This window comes from Zunongwangia sp. (assembly GCF_048269745.1).
GTDB lineage: Bacteria > Bacteroidota > Bacteroidia > Flavobacteriales > Flavobacteriaceae > Zunongwangia.
The window spans coordinates 214,803-233,617 of sequence record NZ_JBLXIB010000001.1 but is presented as its reverse complement, the minus strand read 5'-3'; the positions used below and the strand labels follow the sequence as shown (position 1 = coordinate 233,617).

Sequence of the window (18,815 nt, the reverse complement as noted above, 5' to 3'; positions counted from 1 at the left end):
CATGAAAAAAATCTTACTCGGATTATTGATTTTGGCTTCAATTTCTGTACATGCTCAAAAAGAGGAAACTAATAAACAAAAGCAAGGTTGGACAACAGAAGGAAATCTTCAATTACTTTTTAATCAGTCAGCTTTTAATGCAGAATGGACGGGCGGAGGAACATCAAACATTGCCGGTAATTTAATTGTAAACTACGATTTTAATTATTTAAAAGATGATTTTACTTGGGATAATAAAATTATGGTAGATTATGGTTTAACGAAACAAAAGGACAGTAAGTTTGCGCAAAAAACTAGTGACCGGCTTGAATACAATTCTGTTGCAGGTAAGCAAATAAAAGAATCTAATTGGTTTTATTCATTCTTTATAAATTTTAGAACCCAAATTACTAAAGGATACAAATACAGTGAAGATACCGAAACAGGAGAAAGCATTCGAACAGAAAGAACACATTTTATATCTCCTGCATATTTACAATTTGGTCCTGGTATACTTTGGAAAAAGAGCGAGAACTTATATGTGAACTTTGCTCCGGCAACCGGAAAATTAATTTTAGTAGACTCAGATTTCACATCTGCACCAGAATATGTAGATGGCGATTATTTTGGAGTTGATGCAGGAAAAAGCACTCGATTAGAACTTGGTGCTTCTATTTCAGGCTATGCGAAATTCGATCTTATTGAAAATGTAAAAATGGAAAACATTTTAAACCTATACTCTAACTATTTAGAAGATGTACAAAATGTAGACATTAATTACACGATGAATATTAAGATGAAGATTAACGATTTACTATCTACTAACTTCATCTTTCAGACCATTTACGACGATAATGCCGTAAAAGCTTTTCAGGTAAGAGAAGTATTCGGACTTGGTTTTAATTATAATTTTTAAAACCTAATTTAAAAATTGGATTTTGGAAAGCCTGTAATTTATAATTATAGGCTTTTTTTAAAGAATATTTTCTTAAAAATTTGCCACTAAAAAATCCAATAATAATCTATTATGTACATTTGTAATTATGATTGAAAAAACGGATTTAAGTTACGAGAAAGCTGTTTTGATTGGTATTGTTACCAAAGACCAGCCAGAAGATAAGTTAAAGGAATACTTAGATGAATTAGAATTCCTTACCTATACAGCCGGAGGTGAAGTTGCCAAACGTTTTTCACAGAAAATGGATATTCCGAATCCTAAAACTTTTATAGGAACCGGAAAAATGGATGAAGTAAAAGATTATGTAGTTGAACATGAAATTGGAACAGCTATTTTTGATGATGAACTTTCTCCTGCTCAACAAAAAAATATAGAAAAAATCCTAAAGTGTAAAGTTTTAGATAGAACCAACCTTATTCTAGATATTTTTGCACAACGAGCACAAACCAGTTATGCCAGAACTCAGGTAGAACTTGCTCAATACGAGTATTTATTACCACGCTTAACAGGTATGTGGACTCACTTAGAAAGACAACGTGGTGGTATCGGGATGCGCGGACCAGGGGAAACTGAAATTGAAACTGACCGACGTATAGTACGCGATAAAATTTCGCTACTAAAAAAGAAATTGGTAACTATCGACAAGCAAATGGCGGTACAAAGAGGTAATCGTGGCCAGCTAATTCGAGTTGCTTTAGTAGGATATACCAATGTTGGTAAATCTACGCTAATGAATACCATTAGTAAAAGTGAAGTTTTTGCTGAAAATAAATTATTTGCAACTTTGGACACAACAGTTCGTAAAGTTGTGATTCGAAATTTACCGTTTTTACTTTCTGATACCGTAGGGTTTATTAGAAAACTACCAACTCAATTAGTAGAATCGTTTAAATCTACTTTAGATGAAGTTCGGGAAGCCGATTTACTGCTTCATGTAGTCGATATTTCTCATCCTAATTTTGAAGAGCATATCGAATCGGTTAATCAGATTTTAAGCGAAATTGATAAGTCGGATAAAAAAATTGTGATGGTTTTTAATAAAATCGATCAATATATTCCGGAAGAGATTGAAGAAGACGATTTGGTTACCGAAAAAACTAAAGCTCATTATACACTACAGGAATGGAAAGAAACTTGGATGAACCGTTTAGGTGAAAATGTTTTGTTTATTTCTGCTTTAGAAAAAGAAAACATGGAAGACTTCCGTAAGAAAGTATACGAAGAAGTACGTAAAATACACGTTACCCGTTTTCCTTACAATAATTTCCTTTACCCGGAATACGATAAATACGGAGAAGAAAAATAATCTTTCTGAAAACTTTAGAATATTAGTATCTTCATCGCGTTAACCATTACGTGATGAAGATATTTTTTTTAGTACTCGTTTTTAGTATTAGCCAAGCTAGTTTTTGCCAAAACATAGATGGATCTTGGGAGCTTATTCAGAAAAATAATAAACCTCTATCAGGAAGTAGTTGTATTCGCATTTATGAAGATGGTTACTTTATGGAATCTAGTAAAGAAGGAGATTATAAATTTAGCGATGCTAAAGGAGGCCGATATACTGTAGATGCTTCAACGTACTCTGAAGAGTATGATTTTAATACCTCAGAAGAAAATCTAATTCATACTTCCAAAAAATTTAAAATTTCAACAACTAACGATACCTTGCAATTAAAAGCTGGAAATCAATCTTCAACTTGGCTTCGTATTAGTTCAGCAAAAAATAAGCTAAGTGGTTTATGGGTTTTAAAAGGAAATAAAGAAAACGGAAAAGTTACTTTCGATTTACCTAAAAATCAAACTTGCCTTAAAATTATAAGTGGTGAAAAATTTCAGTGGGTAACATTTAATCCGGAAAACGGAAAATTTATAGCATGTGGAGCAGGTTCTTCCTACGCGCAATATGATGTATATCTTGAAAATATCGAAGTGTTCTCTAGAGATGAAATTATGGTTGGGGCTAGCCTTTCTTTTGAATATGAATTGGATAATGGACAATGGTATCATCGAGGAACAAGCTCTGAAGGAAAACCGCTTTATGAAATTTGGGAACCTTATCGTTTCAAAAAAAGTCTTCGAGAATAATACTTCTTGATTCTATTCAGAAATAATTTCTCTAGCGTTTATCCGAATATTATCAATATCATAAGTAGTGGTTTTATCGGGATCGCGACCTAAATAATAAAACCCAACAGCAACACTATCTTGCAAACAGCTAATATCTATTTCTGAATGGGTAAAACCTGCCCCGTTCTGGTTGGTTGGTCCTATTGGAATAGATGCTTTTAAAAGTTTCCAATTTGCATTTTTAGGATTTCCGCTAAAATCTTCGCTTATATAAACTTTTAAAATACTACCATTATCGTAAGAAGCTTTAATATCGAAAGAGAGCATTTCTCCGCCTGATTTTGATAGATCTATATTAGGAGTTACCAACCAAACTTCTAACGGATTCTCGCCTGTATTATATCCTGAAATACGTATCGTTCGGTTACCATTAGAAGTGGCATCAACAAAACGTTCTTCACCTTCATTAATATTTCTATTCATCCATCCTAATTCATCTAGCTTTTTTTCATTTGTAATTTCAGCAAAATTCTCACTAAATAAAATATAATCACCCTCTACTGCGGTTTCACTACATTCAAAAAAATCAGGATCGCATCGTTCCGCATTAAATTTCATAGCTGATAAACTATTTACTTTCAACACGTAATAATCGTCATAATAATTACGGGTAAGTACACCTTCAATACTACCTGTACCATCGGGAACAGCAATAGATTTAAAATCGGCATAAGTACTAGTCCCTACAAACGAAATCTCAGTAGTTTGGCAACTTTCAATTTGGCGCACCGCATCGTATTGATCGAAACTTTCTCCGGCAAACGTATACGATTCTCGTACAATAGTTCGATTAAACTGAACCCGTTCAAGTTTTACATAGGTATTTAAAATTGCTTGCGAAAAATCACCAATATCGATTAGTTTAGGTTCTAATTTGCTTATTGTTTGTGTTCTCAAAATAAACCGATCAATCTCAGAAGGGGTTATCGCCACCACATCGCCCCTATTTTGTTTTCCTAATTGAAAAACACCATTATTCTTCCAAAGGCTAAGGCCTTCAAGACGAATAATTAATTTTCTACCTAAATCGTAAGTTTCAAATAACGCATTTTCATCTACCAAAATTTGAATACCGCTTTGTGAATTTTCAGGTGCATCTTGTAAAATTAGTTTATTATAAAAGTTCCCTGCTTTATCTGAAGAAATCACATAACCTACAAAATACATATCTCCAGAAAATGTATAAATTTCTGCCGTTTCTTGATTATAATTGTTTTTAACCGAATTTATACTTATTTCAGTTCCTTTAACTTGAGATTCGATTATACTTCCCGATTTTGGAATATCGTAATTATCAGTTTCTACACAAGCAAATGCTATTAAAAACACAAAAAGGCTACTAATCTTCTTCATTTTAAAACCGTATATAAAAATTAGTGAAATAAGTGATACCACGCCCAAACCAATATTTGTTACCAAAAATCGGCATTTCACGTTCTCGGTCTTCTTTTAAACTGGTATAATTCGCATTTCGAGATTGCTCGTAACCACCGGTTTTAAAAACTGTATCGAGTATGTTATTTAAACTGACAAACAGCCCCAAATATTTCTGTTTTATTTTCCAAGATTTCCCTCCAATTAGATTTACTAGCCAATAATCGGGTAACTGTTCTTGCTGTAATAAACGTTTAGCTACTTCCGGATTGTAATTTGCTAATGGCAATCCGTCAGGTGCTGTTGCAAAATTATCGGTTCGAATTAATGGACTGCTATTAATAAAAGCATGCGAAAAATAGTTTGCCGTTGCACCAAACCACCAATAATCAGGATCACGATATTCAAAACCTACTTGTGCAGCGTGTTGTGGCCCATTCGCTAATCGGTAGTTTTTTAATTTTGAAGTACCATAATCGATACTTCCAGAAAAACTATCGCTTGTTACGTATAAATTTGGATTGTTAGCAAAAATATGTTGCCCAATTGCTACAACTGTTTTTAATTTTAGCGAAGCCGTAAGTTGATAATCGGCTCCAAATTCAATCCCAATATGTTGTTTTTCAATATTGGTGAGTACTTCTTGCACAAAGGCGGTAGTTGTATTTCTACCCAAGCCAGACAAACCATCGGCATAATAAAAAGATACGTCGGTTAGTTTGCTAAAATTCGAAAAATAACCAGTAAGCTTTGCATTAAAATTTGAAGATCGAAATTGATAACTGCCATCTATAGAAAAAATATGTTCGCTTTCTAAATTCTGAACAATGAAATTATTTTGCCGAGGATTAGAAAATGAATTTTGAAGATTTGGAGCTCTTGTTTGATAGCTACTATTTAAAATTGCAGCATGCTTTCCGTTGAACTGATAAGTAATCCCTCCTTTAAAACCGAGATTAGTAAAATCTAACTGCTGGCTTTCTCCTAAAGATTGATTTTGATACAACCCACTCTGAAATTTTCCGTCTCGAATATAGTCTGTATAACTTACGCTTCCTCCCAAAAAAGCACTAAGCTTATTTTTTCGAAACTGAAGTTGGTAAAAAGCTTTTGCCTGAGCAGCATTTAAATTATAATGATATTTATAGACTTGCCCTTCCCTAACTAATTTATTTGGATTTTTTAAATTATTCTGAACGGCTTCTTCTAAAGGAATTGTTTCGGTTTCTTCAGCAAAAAAATTGATATCTAAAAATTCTGATCCACCCAACAAATCTTGAATTTCAGCATAATTTTTATTTAATAAATGAGTATAGGAAAGTGCTGCATTCGCTGAAAAAATAGGGGAAATAGTATGTTGAAATTGACTACTAAATAGCCATTTTCGATTATTAGCTATATCTGCTGCCAATGCATAAATTGCATTACTATTACTATTTTTTTGGCTTTGATTAGCTTCATATAAACTTTGCCAATTTAATTGTCCATCTTCAATAAATTCTTGTTGGATTTTATAGGCTGCTTCATAATTTTCATTTCCTTGAAAACGCAAAAAATAACTCGGCAAATTTTGATAATAGGCTGGATCCGGATTACGACCGCCACCTTCATAGAAAATATCATCTCCAAAATTAATCAGATTTGTTCCTCCATAATCTAACCTAGAGTTGCTTATTTTACCAAATTGATAGCCTAAATTGTTTTGTAATGAAGTTTTAGAAGTTAGCTTCCAATAATGATTCAACATTACAATAGGCTCTTTAATTTCACGCAAACGAGCATTTCGAATTTTCCCGTTCTGCAATCCCCAATAACTATTGTAACGTCTTCCCTTCAACTCGAAAACTTCATCGGTAATAGCTGCCGATTTGCCGCGTGTTGTTGGAGTATAGAATGCTGTAAGATTGATGCTGTGTTTTTTGTTAATAGTTTTTTCCGCAGCGAAGAATATCCCGTAGGAATTGTACAAAGTTCCGTTTGTAAAACCTTCCTCTCCCCAACGTTTACTGGCTGATACTGAATAATACCAAGCATTATCTATCTCTCCGGAATGATAAGTAGCCATTAAGCGGCCTCTATAACTTCTGTTAGCAGCCGAAATAGATATTTTACTCCCTTTCGAAAACTTTGAGGCTCGCATCGTAAAATTTGTTAAGCCTGCCACCTGACCAAAATGCTGATCGGTAGCTCCGACACCATATACAAATTCCTGATTGCGTTGTACATCATTTAATCCGCCCCAATTGCTCCACTGAGGTCGTCCATCAAAAAGTTTATTAAATGCCAATCCATTTATTAATATAACACCATATTCGCTATCGTAACCACGAGCTTTAAAAAAAGTTTGACTAAAATCGAAAGCGGCTGCATTTAAAAAATTATTTCTATTAGCATTTAATAAACCGGGAATAAAACCAACATCTATATTCTCTTGATTTAATGCATTCTCGGAAAGAACAATGCTTCCCATCTGTAATTGTTTTTCTGCGATATCGGGATTCATTAATAGCACTTCTAAATCTATCGATTTGTTAGCATAAATTACTAACGGTAACTTTAAATCTTTAAAACCTTCCTTCGCTATTTTAAGTAAAAATTCTCCCTCTGCCCTCTCAGGTATTTTCAGTTTAAAATATCCATTCAAATCGCTATGTATATATTCAGAATGGCCTAGTAATTGAATTTTTGCATTATCTATTGGTTGCTGAGTTCTGGCATTAATTAATTGCCCATCTATTTTAGATTGCTGGGAATAGAGATTGATAAAAACCATCTGAAACAATAAATAAAAAACAACAAATCTCATTGATAATCAGTATATTGAAAATCAATTTATTAAATTTATATACTAAACCGTAATTTTTATTTATTTTTTAACATAAATACAATTATTTGTATATGAGTAACTTATCTTATTTTTGGTTTTTTATTTGCTTTTCAGTTTTTGCTCAGCAACATCATGAATATCAAGTTATGACTGTTGCTTTTTATAATGTTGAAAATTTGTTTGATACTGAAGATGATCCTTTTAGGTTTGATGATGATCGCACTCCTGAAGGAAAAGATGCTTGGACTAGAATTCGGTATCAATTAAAACTAAATCATATTTCCAAAGTTATTGCTGAAATAGGAAATTCGTTAACCAGAAATTCTCCGGAAATAATTGGCTTGGCTGAAATTGAAAATCGAAAAGTTCTTGAGGATTTACTGAATACTCCAATATTGAATTCTGAAAATTATGATATTATTCATTTTGATTCTCCTGACCGGCGAGGAATAGATGTTGCTTTGCTATACAATAAGAATATTTTTATTCCTAAGCATACAAAGGCTATACCTGTAGAATTAATTACACCGAATAGCAATCGAAAATATACGCGAGATATTTTAGTTTGTACAGGAACTATCGAAAATGAGAATTTTGCTTTTATAGTTAACCATTGGCCATCGCGAAGTGGTGGTGAAAAAGCAAGCCGAAATTATCGAGAATCGACTGCATTAGTAAACCGTAGAATTTGCGATTCGATTTGGGCTACCAATGCTTCAATTAAAATTGTTAATATGGGTGATTTTAATGATGACCCTAAAAACAAAAGCGTAAAAAAGTTACTTAAAACTTCAGAAAACCCAAATCAATTTGAGTTTTACAATCCGATGCTAAATCTCTATAAAAATGGAATGGGCAGTTTAGCTTATAGAGATCACTGGAATTTATTTGATCAAATATTAGTTTCTGGTAAATTAACAGATAAGAATTATCTTAATTTTCAGTTTTATCAAGCTGGTATTTTCAGTAAAGATTATTTAATAACCAAAAATGGAAAATATAAAGGATATCCCTTCAGAACCTATGGTTATAATGGTTATTTAGGTGGTTATAGTGATCATTTTCCGGTTTATCTGTACTTGGTTAAAAAGAAAAATCCTCACTAAAAGTAAGGATTTTTAAATATTATAATTATCTATTGATTATGACAACCATGCATTCCAAGGAATTCTAGATAAGAGTACTATTAGTGCCAGTGTATAAAAAATAGCCAAAATTTTAAATTTTGGAGTTGATGTTAGTTTCTTTTTATGCTTAGAATAGCCAATAGTAATTAAAGCTATAGCAATAATCATCATCAGCGGATGTTCAACGTTATACAATCTTAGTGTTGCATCCTTCATTACTCCACCCATGCCAACTTCTCCCCACATTTTAAAATAAGGAGTTGTAAAGTACAGTATAATACCTATTAACAATTGGATATGAGATACAATAAGTGTAAATAAGGAAATTCGGAAATTAACCGCTCCATATTCTTTACCTGACAACCACCCAATAATTGAAGTAATAGAAGCTATTGCAAGCATTGCAACTACTAAAAATGCCCAATATGAATGTATAAATTGTATAGTCTCGTACATAGTCTTGTATTTTTTACAAAAATAGTTTTTCAAATGTAATTAAACGAATATTTAAAAATATTAATATAAAAAAAGCCTCCTTATTGAAAGGAAGCTTTTTTATATTATTGTAGATTAATTAGTAATTATTCTTTTACTACCCAATCTCCATTTTCGCTTTTAATCATATTTAAAGACTCTGTATCAGAGTTACCATAAGACTTATAAGTAACAACAAATTTTTGTCCCACTTCAGCATTTGGATTATTTTTATTTAATAGAAAAGCAACAACTTCAACCATCATTTCATCTGTCCAGCTACTGCTAGATCCTTGTCTATTAAAATTACCATAACTACCCAAGTTACTTGCTTGATCAGGATATGTTGAAGCAAACTCTTCAGCAATAGCATCATAATCAGCAGAGGTCATCGTATATTGAATTGTATTATCAGGTACCCATACACCATTTTCTAAACCAAATTGTATAGATGATTCTCCTATTGTTGCATCTGGTATATATACAAATTTACCATCTGTAAAATTAAATTCTGCATAAGTAGTTTCGGTACTACCATCAGAATAAAAATTATACTTTACAGCTGCAAAATCACCTTCTTCAGCATAAGTATATTTATTTTCTAAAAACAATCCTAATTTATAAGCTACTTCATCCTTATCGTCAAAGTTAGCATATCTCTGTCCCATATCGTAATAATCTTGCTCTACTAGCTCAATTGGCATTTCCCAATATCCGCCATAATTAACAAAACTCTCGGTAACTTGACTTGTTTTTGAAGCTACATTAGTATCGATTACAAAATTACTATTATTATAAATTAATACAGAAGTTGCAGACCCTGAACCTCCATATGTTTTGTAAGAGATAACAAAAGTTTGATCTTCAGAAGCATTTGGATATCTATCTTGTAACAAAACATCTAAAGCATCTAAAATCATATCTTCAGACCAATAGTTTTGGCTATCTGTATTAATATCAAAACTTCCATAGTTACCTGCATTTTCAGCTGGGCCAGGATATTTATCAGCTAAAGCTTCTCCGATAAATTCAAAGTTACTACTAGTCAATTTATATACTATAACATCTCCTTCTGTTATTTTAGAATATGTTAATTCTGCAACATCACCTTTTTTTGAATCAGGATAGAAATCTTCTAAAAAAGATTTAGTTTCATTATTGGTTGGTATATACTTACCCGAATATCCGTTTTCAGTATAATTATCGTCAACTAATGTATCTACTTTAACAGCTATAGAATTACTATTATTAAGATTAAAAGTTACATTAACTAAAGATCCATCTGTAAAAGCTGGATACTTTGAATTTAATAAAAAAGGTATCGTGTCTTTTGCAAAATCTAGATCACTAAAATATTCATTAGTTAATTTCAGAGTTTCTGTATAATCTTCTGATGATAAAACTAAATTTTCGTTTCCGTTTACTTGTATACTAGTGTCGATATCATCATAAATATCGTCCATAGGATCGCAGCCAACCGATAAAAGAGCGGTTAATCCTACTATTAGAGTGAAAATTTTTTTCATTTCTATATTTTTATCTTTTATTTTTAAAATTTAAGGTTAAAGCTTACACTGTAAGTTCTTCCTGATCCGAAGTATACTGTAGCATTTTGTGCTGTACCATCAGCATCTCTAGCATCTGATATATACTCAGTATTTAATGCATTGTTAATTTTACCATATAATGATGCTTCAAAAGGACCAAAATCGAATGTATGTTTAATTCCTAAATCGAACAAGCCATATTCTGGTGCTTTCCATGTTTGTTTTCCTTCATCACCCTCACTCATTCTACTGTCTATATTATAATAAGCATACATGTTTCCTGCATAGTTATAATCTACAAAAATGGTTGATTTTGGAGCAAAATCGTAGCTACCCCCTAAGGCAAAAGTAGTTTGGGCAGCATCACCAACTTTTAAACCTTTTGAATACAGATTTATTTCTTCAGTTACATTTCCAAATTCATCTTTTTTAAATCCTTGAGCATTATTTGTCCACTCCCAATCTCCTAAAGAAAGCATTCCGTTTACTTTAAATTTATCGGTTACATTATAAGATGCTTCTACTTCTATACCTTGGTGCAATGCATCTACTCCTTGAAGATTATAATATCTTCTGATATTATCTCTTTCTCCTTGAATTTGATACGAGCCGGCTAGAGCTTTATCAATATATTCTGTACGATATAAATTCAGTGCTAATTTTAAATTTGGCAATCTAAACCCGTATCCTAATTCTGCACTAAATATTTTTTCGTTAACTGCATCTTTATTAGCTTCTGTAGATCCTGTTGAGTTCATGAATACATTAGAAAGGAAAGGTGCTCTTGTAAAATACCCCACATTAGCAAATACATTTTGATTATCGGTAAAGTTATAGTTAGCTCCACCTTTTACACCATATCCTGTAAAATATACATGATCTGACTTTTTCTTATCGATTACTTTCTGGTTATTTTCTAAACTGTATACTGTTCTAGAAACATTAGCAGATGCAAAAACATTTAAATTATCTAACACATCATATTCTGCTTGTCCAAATACACCACCTCGAATTACTTTCCCATCATAATCTTTACCAAAAGTATCTCCTACTTGTAGAGCTTGATTTGCATTAATATCATTAGGATTGTTATCATTCAACCAATAATCGCCTCCTAATAAATCGGTAATCTCGTACCAGTGAGAACCTACATAATATCTACCATCAATACCTCCTGAAAGTGTTAGCTTATCGGTTGTTCTATTTTTAAAAGTAGAAAGAATTCCGTACCATTGATGGCTATTATTTGAAGCATAAACCATATCAGATGCCCCTAAAGTTCCTAAAGCTCTATTTTCGTCAACAATTTTATCAAAATCTATAGGCTGATCAAATCCTCCTAATCTGTACTCGTCAGATCCAATTTTATCACCTTGAGTTCTACGTCCTCCACCAGATCCAAAAGAAGCATATAATGCTGTAGATATATTAGTTTTGTCGTTAACTGTCCAGTAATGGTTTAAAGACATTTGTGGTTTGTGATAAAAGTTGTAAGAAGAATTATAAACTTCTCCATTTTTGTAACCCCAGTCACCATTAAATCTTTTAGGCCCTGCTTCTGATTGTTTATACTCTTTAATTGTATATCTTGTATAACGTTGCCCATGCTGCTGTTGTGCGCCAAATGCATTAAAAGAAAGAAGATGATTTTCATTTATCTGTTGCGATAAATTCACAAAATAATTGTATCCACTAAATTCAAGGCCATTTACATAACCATCTCCACTAATTCTAGAAGCCGATACAGTGGCAGCAAAGCCTTTATCAGAAAGACCTGTAGAATACGTCATTCCGTATTTTAAATATCCATTATTACCTATAGAAGACATTATTTTTCCACCTTCTTTAGCATCGGTACTTTTTGTAACAATATTAATAGTACCACCTACAGAAGGCACAGCTACTTTAGCAGCACCTAAACCTCTTTGTACCTGCATAGTAGAAGTAACATCTCCTAAACCAGCCCAGTTACTCCAGTAAACAGATCCGTTTTCCATATCATTAACAGGTACACCGTTAATCATAACCGCAACGTTTTCAGAACTAAATCCACGGATATTTACACGACCATCTCCATATCCACCACCTTGCTTTGTAGCATAAATACCAGGAGTAGTTTTTAAAATTTCAGGAAATTCTTGAGTTCCTAATTTAAGTGCTATTTCTTCAGACTTAACTGTAGAAACTGCAACAGGAGTTTTTCGATCAATAGCTAGAGAGTAAGCTGTCACCAAGACCTCATCTAAAGCACCTTGATCCATTTCTAACCCGATAGCTCCTAAATCTTTTTCACTACCATTAGATATTGCAAATTTTACATTTTTTGAAGCAAAACCAACATATGATATTTTTAGAACACCACTGTTTTCATCTACTTCTAATTGAAATAAACCGTCAAAATCGGTAATAGCACCATTGTTTGTACCTTCTACAAAAACATTTGCTCCTGGAATTGGAGTATCTGTTTCTGCATCTACTACTTTACCAGTTAAAATTCCTTGCGCTTGCATGAAGGCAGAACACATAATGAAAGCTACAACTAGTAGGTTTGTAATTTTTTTCATTGCACTTTGTTTGATTTGATTTTAGTTCAGCGCAAAAGAAGTTAATTTCAATAGATTCAAGTTTAACGTAATGTTAAGAATCTTAGTTTAACATCTTTTACGCTACAAACATAAACTTTTTATAAACTCTCTGAAAGTGAGGATGTAACTACTTCGATATTTAAATAAAAAAGATTGTATTTTTAACAAAAAACAACAATTAACAGTTAATTAATAATAATTTATCACTTAAACTAATAAAAACTTTAACAAGCCAATACAGATGATTTCTAAATAAAACGTTTTCGAAAAATTGAAATAAAAAAGCCCCCTTTAAAAAAGGGGGGCTTCTCATTTAAAATGATCTATTTTATAGCCTATTTTAAATAATTATCTAGCAAAGCTGAAGTTGATTCATCGTGACTGGTAATTTTTTTAGAATCTATATCTGTTAAAATTGAAGATGCTAATTGCTTTCCAAGTTCTACACCCCATTGATCATAACTGAAAATATTCCAAATTACTCCTTCTACAAATATTTTATGTTCGTACATAGCTACTAGTTTACCTAAACTTTCAGGAGTAAGCTTATTAATTAAATAAGATGTAGTTGGCTTATTACCTTCAAAAACTTTAAATGGAACAATTTTTTCCATTTCTTCCTCTGTCATTCCTTTAGCGACCAACTCTTCTCGTACTTCTTCTGATGTTTTTCCTTGAAGTAAGGCTTCTGTTTGTGCAAAGAAATTAGCCATTAATTTATCATGATGACTTTTATCTTCAAATAAGGGCACTTTAAAACCAATAAAATCTGTTGGAATTATTTTAGTCCCTTGGTGTATTAATTGGAAAAAGGCATGTTGAGAATTTGTTCCTGGTTCTCCCCAAATTATAGAGCCAGTTTGGTAATCTACTTTATCTCCGTTTCTATCTACACTTTTACCATTACTTTCCATAATTGCTTGTTGCAAATAAGCTGGTAATCTATGTAAATATTGAGTATAAGGAATTACGGCTTCGCTTTCAGCTTTATAAAAGTTATTATACCAAACACTTAATAATGCTGCTTGTACAGGAATATTTTCTGCAAAATCTGTGTCTTTAAAATGTTTATCCATTTTTTGGGCTCCGCTTAATAAAGCATCAAAATTAGGATAACCAATAGCTAAACTTATTGATAATCCAACTGCACTCCATAAAGAGAATCGGCCTCCAACCCAATCCCACATTGGGAAAATATTTTCTTCGTCTATTCCAAATTCTTTTACTTTATCTACATTACTAGAAATCGCTACAAAATGTTCAGAAACAGCTTCTTTAGGAGCCGTTCTGTTAAACCAATTTCTTACTGTAGTTGAATTAGAAAGCGTTTCTTGAGTGGTAAAAGATTTAGAAACTATTACAAATAAAGTAGTCTCAGGATTAAGATCTTTTATCGTTTCATGAACATGATCGCCATCTACATTTGAAATAAAATGAACATTTAAATGGTTCTTATAAAAAGCTAATGCTTCAGTAACCATTACCGGGCCAAGATCTGAACCACCAATACCTATATTTACAATATCTGTAAATGTTTTATCGGTATATCCTTTTTTAATTCCTTGAATTACTTCAGAAGAAAAAGATTTTATCTTGCTTTTTACAGCTTTAACTTCATCCATTACATTTTCACCATCTAATGTAATTTCTGAATCACTTGGCGCTCGCAAAGCGGTATGCAATACGGCTCTATTTTCGGTTTGATTAATTGCATCTCCACCAAAATAAGAATCCATTGCTTCTTGTAAACCACACTCTTCTGCTAATTCTAGCAATAAGTTTTTTGTAGTCTCTGTGATACGATTCTTACTAAAATCTACATAAAAATCTTCCCATTTTATAATGAATTTCGATGCACGATCTTTATCGGTATCAAATAATTTTTTTAAAGTATCATCTTTGGTTTCCTCAAAATGAGCTTTTAACTTTTTCCAGGCTTCTGTTGTGGTTGGATTAATATTTTTCATTTAAATATTTTTATATGGAATATTATCTAATTCCGTTTTCAATGGTTTTATAGAAGCTAAATAAGCGTCTTTCTTATCATCTTCTATTTTTTTAGCAGTTGGAAGGTTTTGTCGATATGGATCCACTTGTTTTCCGTTTACCCAAAAACGATAACAAACATGAGGTCCGGTTGCTAAACCTGTACTCCCCACAAAACCAATTACATCTCCCTGCTTTACAATTTGTCCTTTTTTTACATTTCGTTTACTCATATGTAAATATTGGGTCGTATATTTTTTATTATGCCGTACTTTTACATAATTCCCATTACCAGATGTATAGCTAGAAGCAATAACTCGACCATCGGCAGTGGTTTTAATTGGCGTTCCGGTTGGTGCCGCATAATCGGTACCTAAATGAGCCTTCCAACGTTTTTGAACCGGATGAAATCTTCTTTTTTGATAACGTGAAGAAATACGGCTATAATTTAAGGGTGCTTTTAAAAAGAAACTTTGCAAGGCTTTAGCTTCTTCGTCATAAAAGCTAGCTTGTCCAGTCACTGTATCCGTTTCATAATTAAACGCATAAAAAGGTTTATTACCATGTTTAAAAACAGCGGCATCTACTTTTTCGATACCGGCAAAAATAGTATCATCGATATATTTTTCGTGATATACTATTTTAAATTGATCTCCCTTCTGAAGTTTGAAAAAATCGATACTCCACTGATAAATATCTGATAATTTATACATTACCATATTACTTAATCCCTGAGCATTAACGGCTTCTGAAAGTGATGAAGTTATTACTCCAGAGACTTCTCGTTTTTTTATAGTTACTGGCTTTTTTGCAGTATAAGCCGAAATAGAATCACCTATATTCAGCACAGTATAATCTATTGTTCCGTTTTGATAGATAAAATGAAGTGGCTTGTGTGTGGAATCTTTAGATTTTAAAATAACATACTTCTTCCCGGCTATAATTCGAGCAGGATTAAACGTATCCTTAACTCGTTGTGTTATTTCGAAAACGTGACCTTGATCAACTCCATTATTATTTAATATAAATCCAAAATTATCTCCGGATTTAATGGTATCTACAACAACATCAAAATCATTTAAATTAAATCCATATTCTTTTATTACTGGCTTAGGAGCCGGCTTTTCTGCTTTAACTACTTCTTGTTTTTTTTCTTCTTTTTCTTGGCATCCTGCTAAAACTAGCACTAACAGGAAAAACAAACTAATTCTTCTCAATTTCAGCTTTTTGTTTTCAAAATTCAACATATAAAATATCTGTTCTTTTCAACGAAGAACAGTCAAAAATCTTATTTAGATTTTGTTTTATTTTTAAAATGAATGTTTTGTTTGAGAGATTTATAATCCTTTTGATTAAATTTAACTGCACTAGAATTTTTTGCTTATTTTCAAAAAGAAAATAGTTTATACAAGCTACTATTTTCCTTAGATATACAGGAAGTTTACCATTTAAAAAAACACTATTAAAAACAGCTATTTTCAGAAAAAACAGAGCTAATTTTTCTGAATATTCTATTTTTAAATTGGAGTATTTAGCCATCTTAAATTCAAATTACTATTCTTGTATTATCGTAAATGGATGTTTTAAACCTTTATAAGCTTCCAAATCTGCATCTAAAGACCCTACAGCTAAATCTGCTTTTATTTTTAACGGAATTTTATTTTCATCATCACTTACCCAAAAAGTAAGACTTTCTTTTTCCTTAAAAACTCTTCCCGCTAAAACATATGGTTTAAATTTCAATGCTTTTACTTTTCCGAATTTAGTTTTAATGATCTCTCTTTCTACAAAACGAACCTTAAAATCTATATTTTCACCGTCTAAGAAAAGATTTAGATGAAACTCTTCACCAGGTGTTAGTTTTTCTGGTTTTATTTGATTGCGAAGATAATAAAATGATGACAACATATCGTGGATATTCTCCTTTGTTGTATAGGTTTTTCGGGTGTCATGTTTTTTATCGTAAACCCGAGCCTTATTATCTTGATGATCAAAATTGATAATTAAGTTTTTAGTATGCCCACCTTCATTTATTTTCCGAAGAAATTTATAAGGTCTTGAATCTTGTTTATCAATAAATGTTTGATAAGTATCGTCTACTTTAAAGAATAAATGTAAAAGTCCGGTAGATTTACCTTTACCGGTTATATGATAAACAGGTTTACCGGCTAGCGATGTTTCGTTTAACTGTAAGGTTGCAAAACTAGCGTTAAAAAGCCCATAATGAATACGGAATTTAAACCACTCTCCATCTTGATAAGCTGTTTGCCCTTGGGATGATTTTAAGACAAACAATACTAATAGCAAACTAATTGCAAATTTTTTATACATAAAAGGCCTTTTAAAATATTAGGTCATAAAGCTAATTTACAATTACTATTCCAAATGTATAAAAAACAAAAAACCCCATTAAATGAATAACGGGGTTTTTTATCTTATTAACCAACTAAAACTTAAATTATGAAAAAATACATTATTTGGTAACCACTCCAAAAATGCAGGTGCAAATTTCTACAAAACTTCTCGTTTAAAAAACACAAAATTTTATTTTAACGCAAGAAATATTACTTATCAACAACTAAGCTTCATTCACATGTATTATTGATAATAATTTAGCATTTCCCGTAAATTTTAATCAAAAACAGAAGCACTTAAAAAACTAATAATAATCTCTTTTTCACCATTTTACTGTTTTCGAAATAGTCAAAAAACTAACTAATAAATTTAGATTATTAAAAAACTTGTAATATTTAGTATTATTTTTCAATTAAATTACAAAAGAAGGAAGGATGAAGGATTTGAAAATAGGACTTTTAGACCAATCGGTAGTTAGACATAATATTAGTCCCGCTCAAGCAATACAAGAAACAATACAAACTATAAAATTAGCCGAAAAATTAGGATATTCCCGCTTTTGGGTATCCGAACATCACAACTCAAAATTTATCGCAGGGTCTGCACCAGAAATTTTATTAGCTAGATTGGGTGCTGAAACAAATAATATTCGCATTGGTAGTGGCGGAATAATGCTCCCAAACTATAGTGCCTTTAAAGTGGCTGAAAACTTTAGATTACTAGAAACGCTTTATCCTGGTAGAATTGATTTAGGTATTGGTCGTGCATCAGGAGGAGACAAGGCAAGCGCAACTTTATTAAACCCTTTTAATAATTTTAACGAGGAAGATTATAAAGAGCAACTAACGCAGCTAAATCAATTTTTTAAAGATGAAGTTGAAACTGAGCAAGGACGGGTGTATGCAGTTCCTCAAGCAAACACAATACCTCAACAATGGATTTTAAGCAGTAGCGGTGATAGCGCAAAAATAGCTGCTAAAAAAGGTCTTAATTTAGCCATTGCAAAATTTATTAATGGCTTGGTTAGCCCAAACGTAGTAAATCAATATCGAGAAAGCTTTGTTCCAACATCAACAAACCCGAGTCCTAATGTTTTACTAGGTATTTTTGTAGTGTGCGGCGAAACTTCAGAAGAAACGAACCAAATGCGGAAATATGTTGATTATATTTTATTGCAGTTTGATTTAGGTAACTATCAGAAATTTCCAGATTACGAAACTATCCAAAACCATCAATTTACTTCTTTTGAGAAAGAGCGGTTACATTATAATTCAAAACGAATAGTATCGGGTACTCCAAATATTATAAAAGAGAAAATAAGCAATCTAGCAAAAGAATTTGATGTTGATGAAATTATGATCTCTACCATGAGTTTTGGTAAAGAATTACGATTTAGAAATTTCGAATTAATTGCTGAAGCGCTTTCTATAATTCCAGAAATACAATCACTATAATTATTTTACTTATAACCTT

13 protein-coding genes are annotated in these 18,815 nt (G+C 31.9%); 5 read left to right on the top strand and 8 right to left on the bottom strand.

Going from position 1 to position 18,815, the window contains the following annotated elements; all coding sequences use genetic code 11:
• The first annotated feature begins 1 nt into the window (after position 1).
• From ACN0WI_RS01010 to ACN0WI_RS01000, 3 genes are all read left to right on the top strand, one after another.
• The gene (locus tag ACN0WI_RS01010) at positions 2-895 is read left to right on the top strand and encodes a DUF3078 domain-containing protein (RefSeq protein WP_417884739.1); all 894 of its coding nucleotides are present in this window, start codon (positions 2-4) and stop codon (positions 893-895) included.
• Between the two features lie 127 nt (positions 896-1,022).
• Positions 1,023-2,243, top strand: a complete 1,221-nt coding sequence (gene hflX / locus ACN0WI_RS01005; RefSeq protein ID WP_417884738.1) for a GTPase HflX — start codon at positions 1,023-1,025, stop codon at positions 2,241-2,243.
• A gap of 53 nt (positions 2,244-2,296) precedes the next feature.
• Complete coding sequence (locus tag ACN0WI_RS01000) at positions 2,297-3,025, top strand: hypothetical protein (protein ID WP_417884737.1); 729 nt, start codon at positions 2,297-2,299, stop codon at positions 3,023-3,025.
• Positions 3,026-3,037: 12 nt separating this feature from the next.
• On the opposite strand, the gene ACN0WI_RS00995 is transcribed toward ACN0WI_RS01000, so the two are convergent.
• Together ACN0WI_RS00995 and ACN0WI_RS00990 are read right to left on the bottom strand one after the other, a co-directional pair.
• On the bottom strand, positions 3,038-4,420 hold the full coding sequence (locus tag ACN0WI_RS00995; RefSeq protein WP_417884736.1) for a DUF5689 domain-containing protein: 1,383 nt from the start codon (positions 4,418-4,420) through the stop codon (positions 3,038-3,040).
• 1 nt (position 4,421) lies between these two features.
• Positions 4,422-7,247, bottom strand: coding sequence for a TonB-dependent receptor (locus ACN0WI_RS00990; protein WP_417884735.1), 2,826 nt, complete (start codon positions 7,245-7,247; stop codon positions 4,422-4,424).
• A 92-nt stretch (positions 7,248-7,339) separates the two neighbouring features.
• Between ACN0WI_RS00990 and ACN0WI_RS00985 the strand changes: the two genes are divergently transcribed.
• A complete protein-coding gene (locus tag ACN0WI_RS00985; protein ID WP_417884734.1) occupies positions 7,340-8,374 on the top strand; it encodes an endonuclease/exonuclease/phosphatase family protein in 1,035 nt (344 codons plus the stop codon).
• Between the two features lie 36 nt (positions 8,375-8,410).
• Here the strand turns inward: ACN0WI_RS00985 and ACN0WI_RS00980 are convergent, their stop codons facing one another.
• From ACN0WI_RS00980 to ACN0WI_RS00955, 6 genes are all read right to left on the bottom strand, one after another.
• Positions 8,411-8,851: a hypothetical protein gene (locus tag ACN0WI_RS00980; RefSeq protein ID WP_417884733.1), complete on the bottom strand. Its 441-nt coding sequence runs from the start codon at positions 8,849-8,851 to the stop codon at positions 8,411-8,413.
• A 125-nt stretch (positions 8,852-8,976) separates the two neighbouring features.
• Positions 8,977-10,395, bottom strand: coding sequence for a hypothetical protein (locus tag ACN0WI_RS00975; protein ID WP_417884732.1), 1,419 nt, complete (start codon positions 10,393-10,395; stop codon positions 8,977-8,979).
• A gap of 23 nt (positions 10,396-10,418) precedes the next feature.
• Positions 10,419-12,980: a TonB-dependent receptor gene (locus tag ACN0WI_RS00970; protein WP_417884731.1), complete on the bottom strand. Its 2,562-nt coding sequence runs from the start codon at positions 12,978-12,980 to the stop codon at positions 10,419-10,421.
• Between the two features lie 356 nt (positions 12,981-13,336).
• Positions 13,337-14,968, bottom strand: coding sequence for a glucose-6-phosphate isomerase (pgi, locus tag ACN0WI_RS00965; RefSeq protein WP_417884730.1), 1,632 nt, complete (start codon positions 14,966-14,968; stop codon positions 13,337-13,339).
• Complete coding sequence (locus ACN0WI_RS00960; protein ID WP_417884729.1) at positions 14,969-16,204, bottom strand: peptidoglycan DD-metalloendopeptidase family protein; 1,236 nt, start codon at positions 16,202-16,204, stop codon at positions 14,969-14,971. It lies immediately after the preceding gene.
• Between the two features lie 337 nt (positions 16,205-16,541).
• Entirely contained in the window at positions 16,542-17,318 is a 777-nt protein-coding gene (locus ACN0WI_RS00955; RefSeq protein ID WP_417884728.1) for a DUF3108 domain-containing protein, read from the bottom strand.
• 458 nt (positions 17,319-17,776) lie between these two features.
• Here ACN0WI_RS00955 and ACN0WI_RS00950 point away from each other — a divergent pair, with 458 nt between their 5' ends.
• The gene (locus ACN0WI_RS00950) at positions 17,777-18,796 is read left to right on the top strand and encodes an LLM class flavin-dependent oxidoreductase (protein WP_417884727.1); all 1,020 of its coding nucleotides are present in this window, start codon (positions 17,777-17,779) and stop codon (positions 18,794-18,796) included.
• Positions 18,797-18,815: the final 19 nt, after the last annotated feature.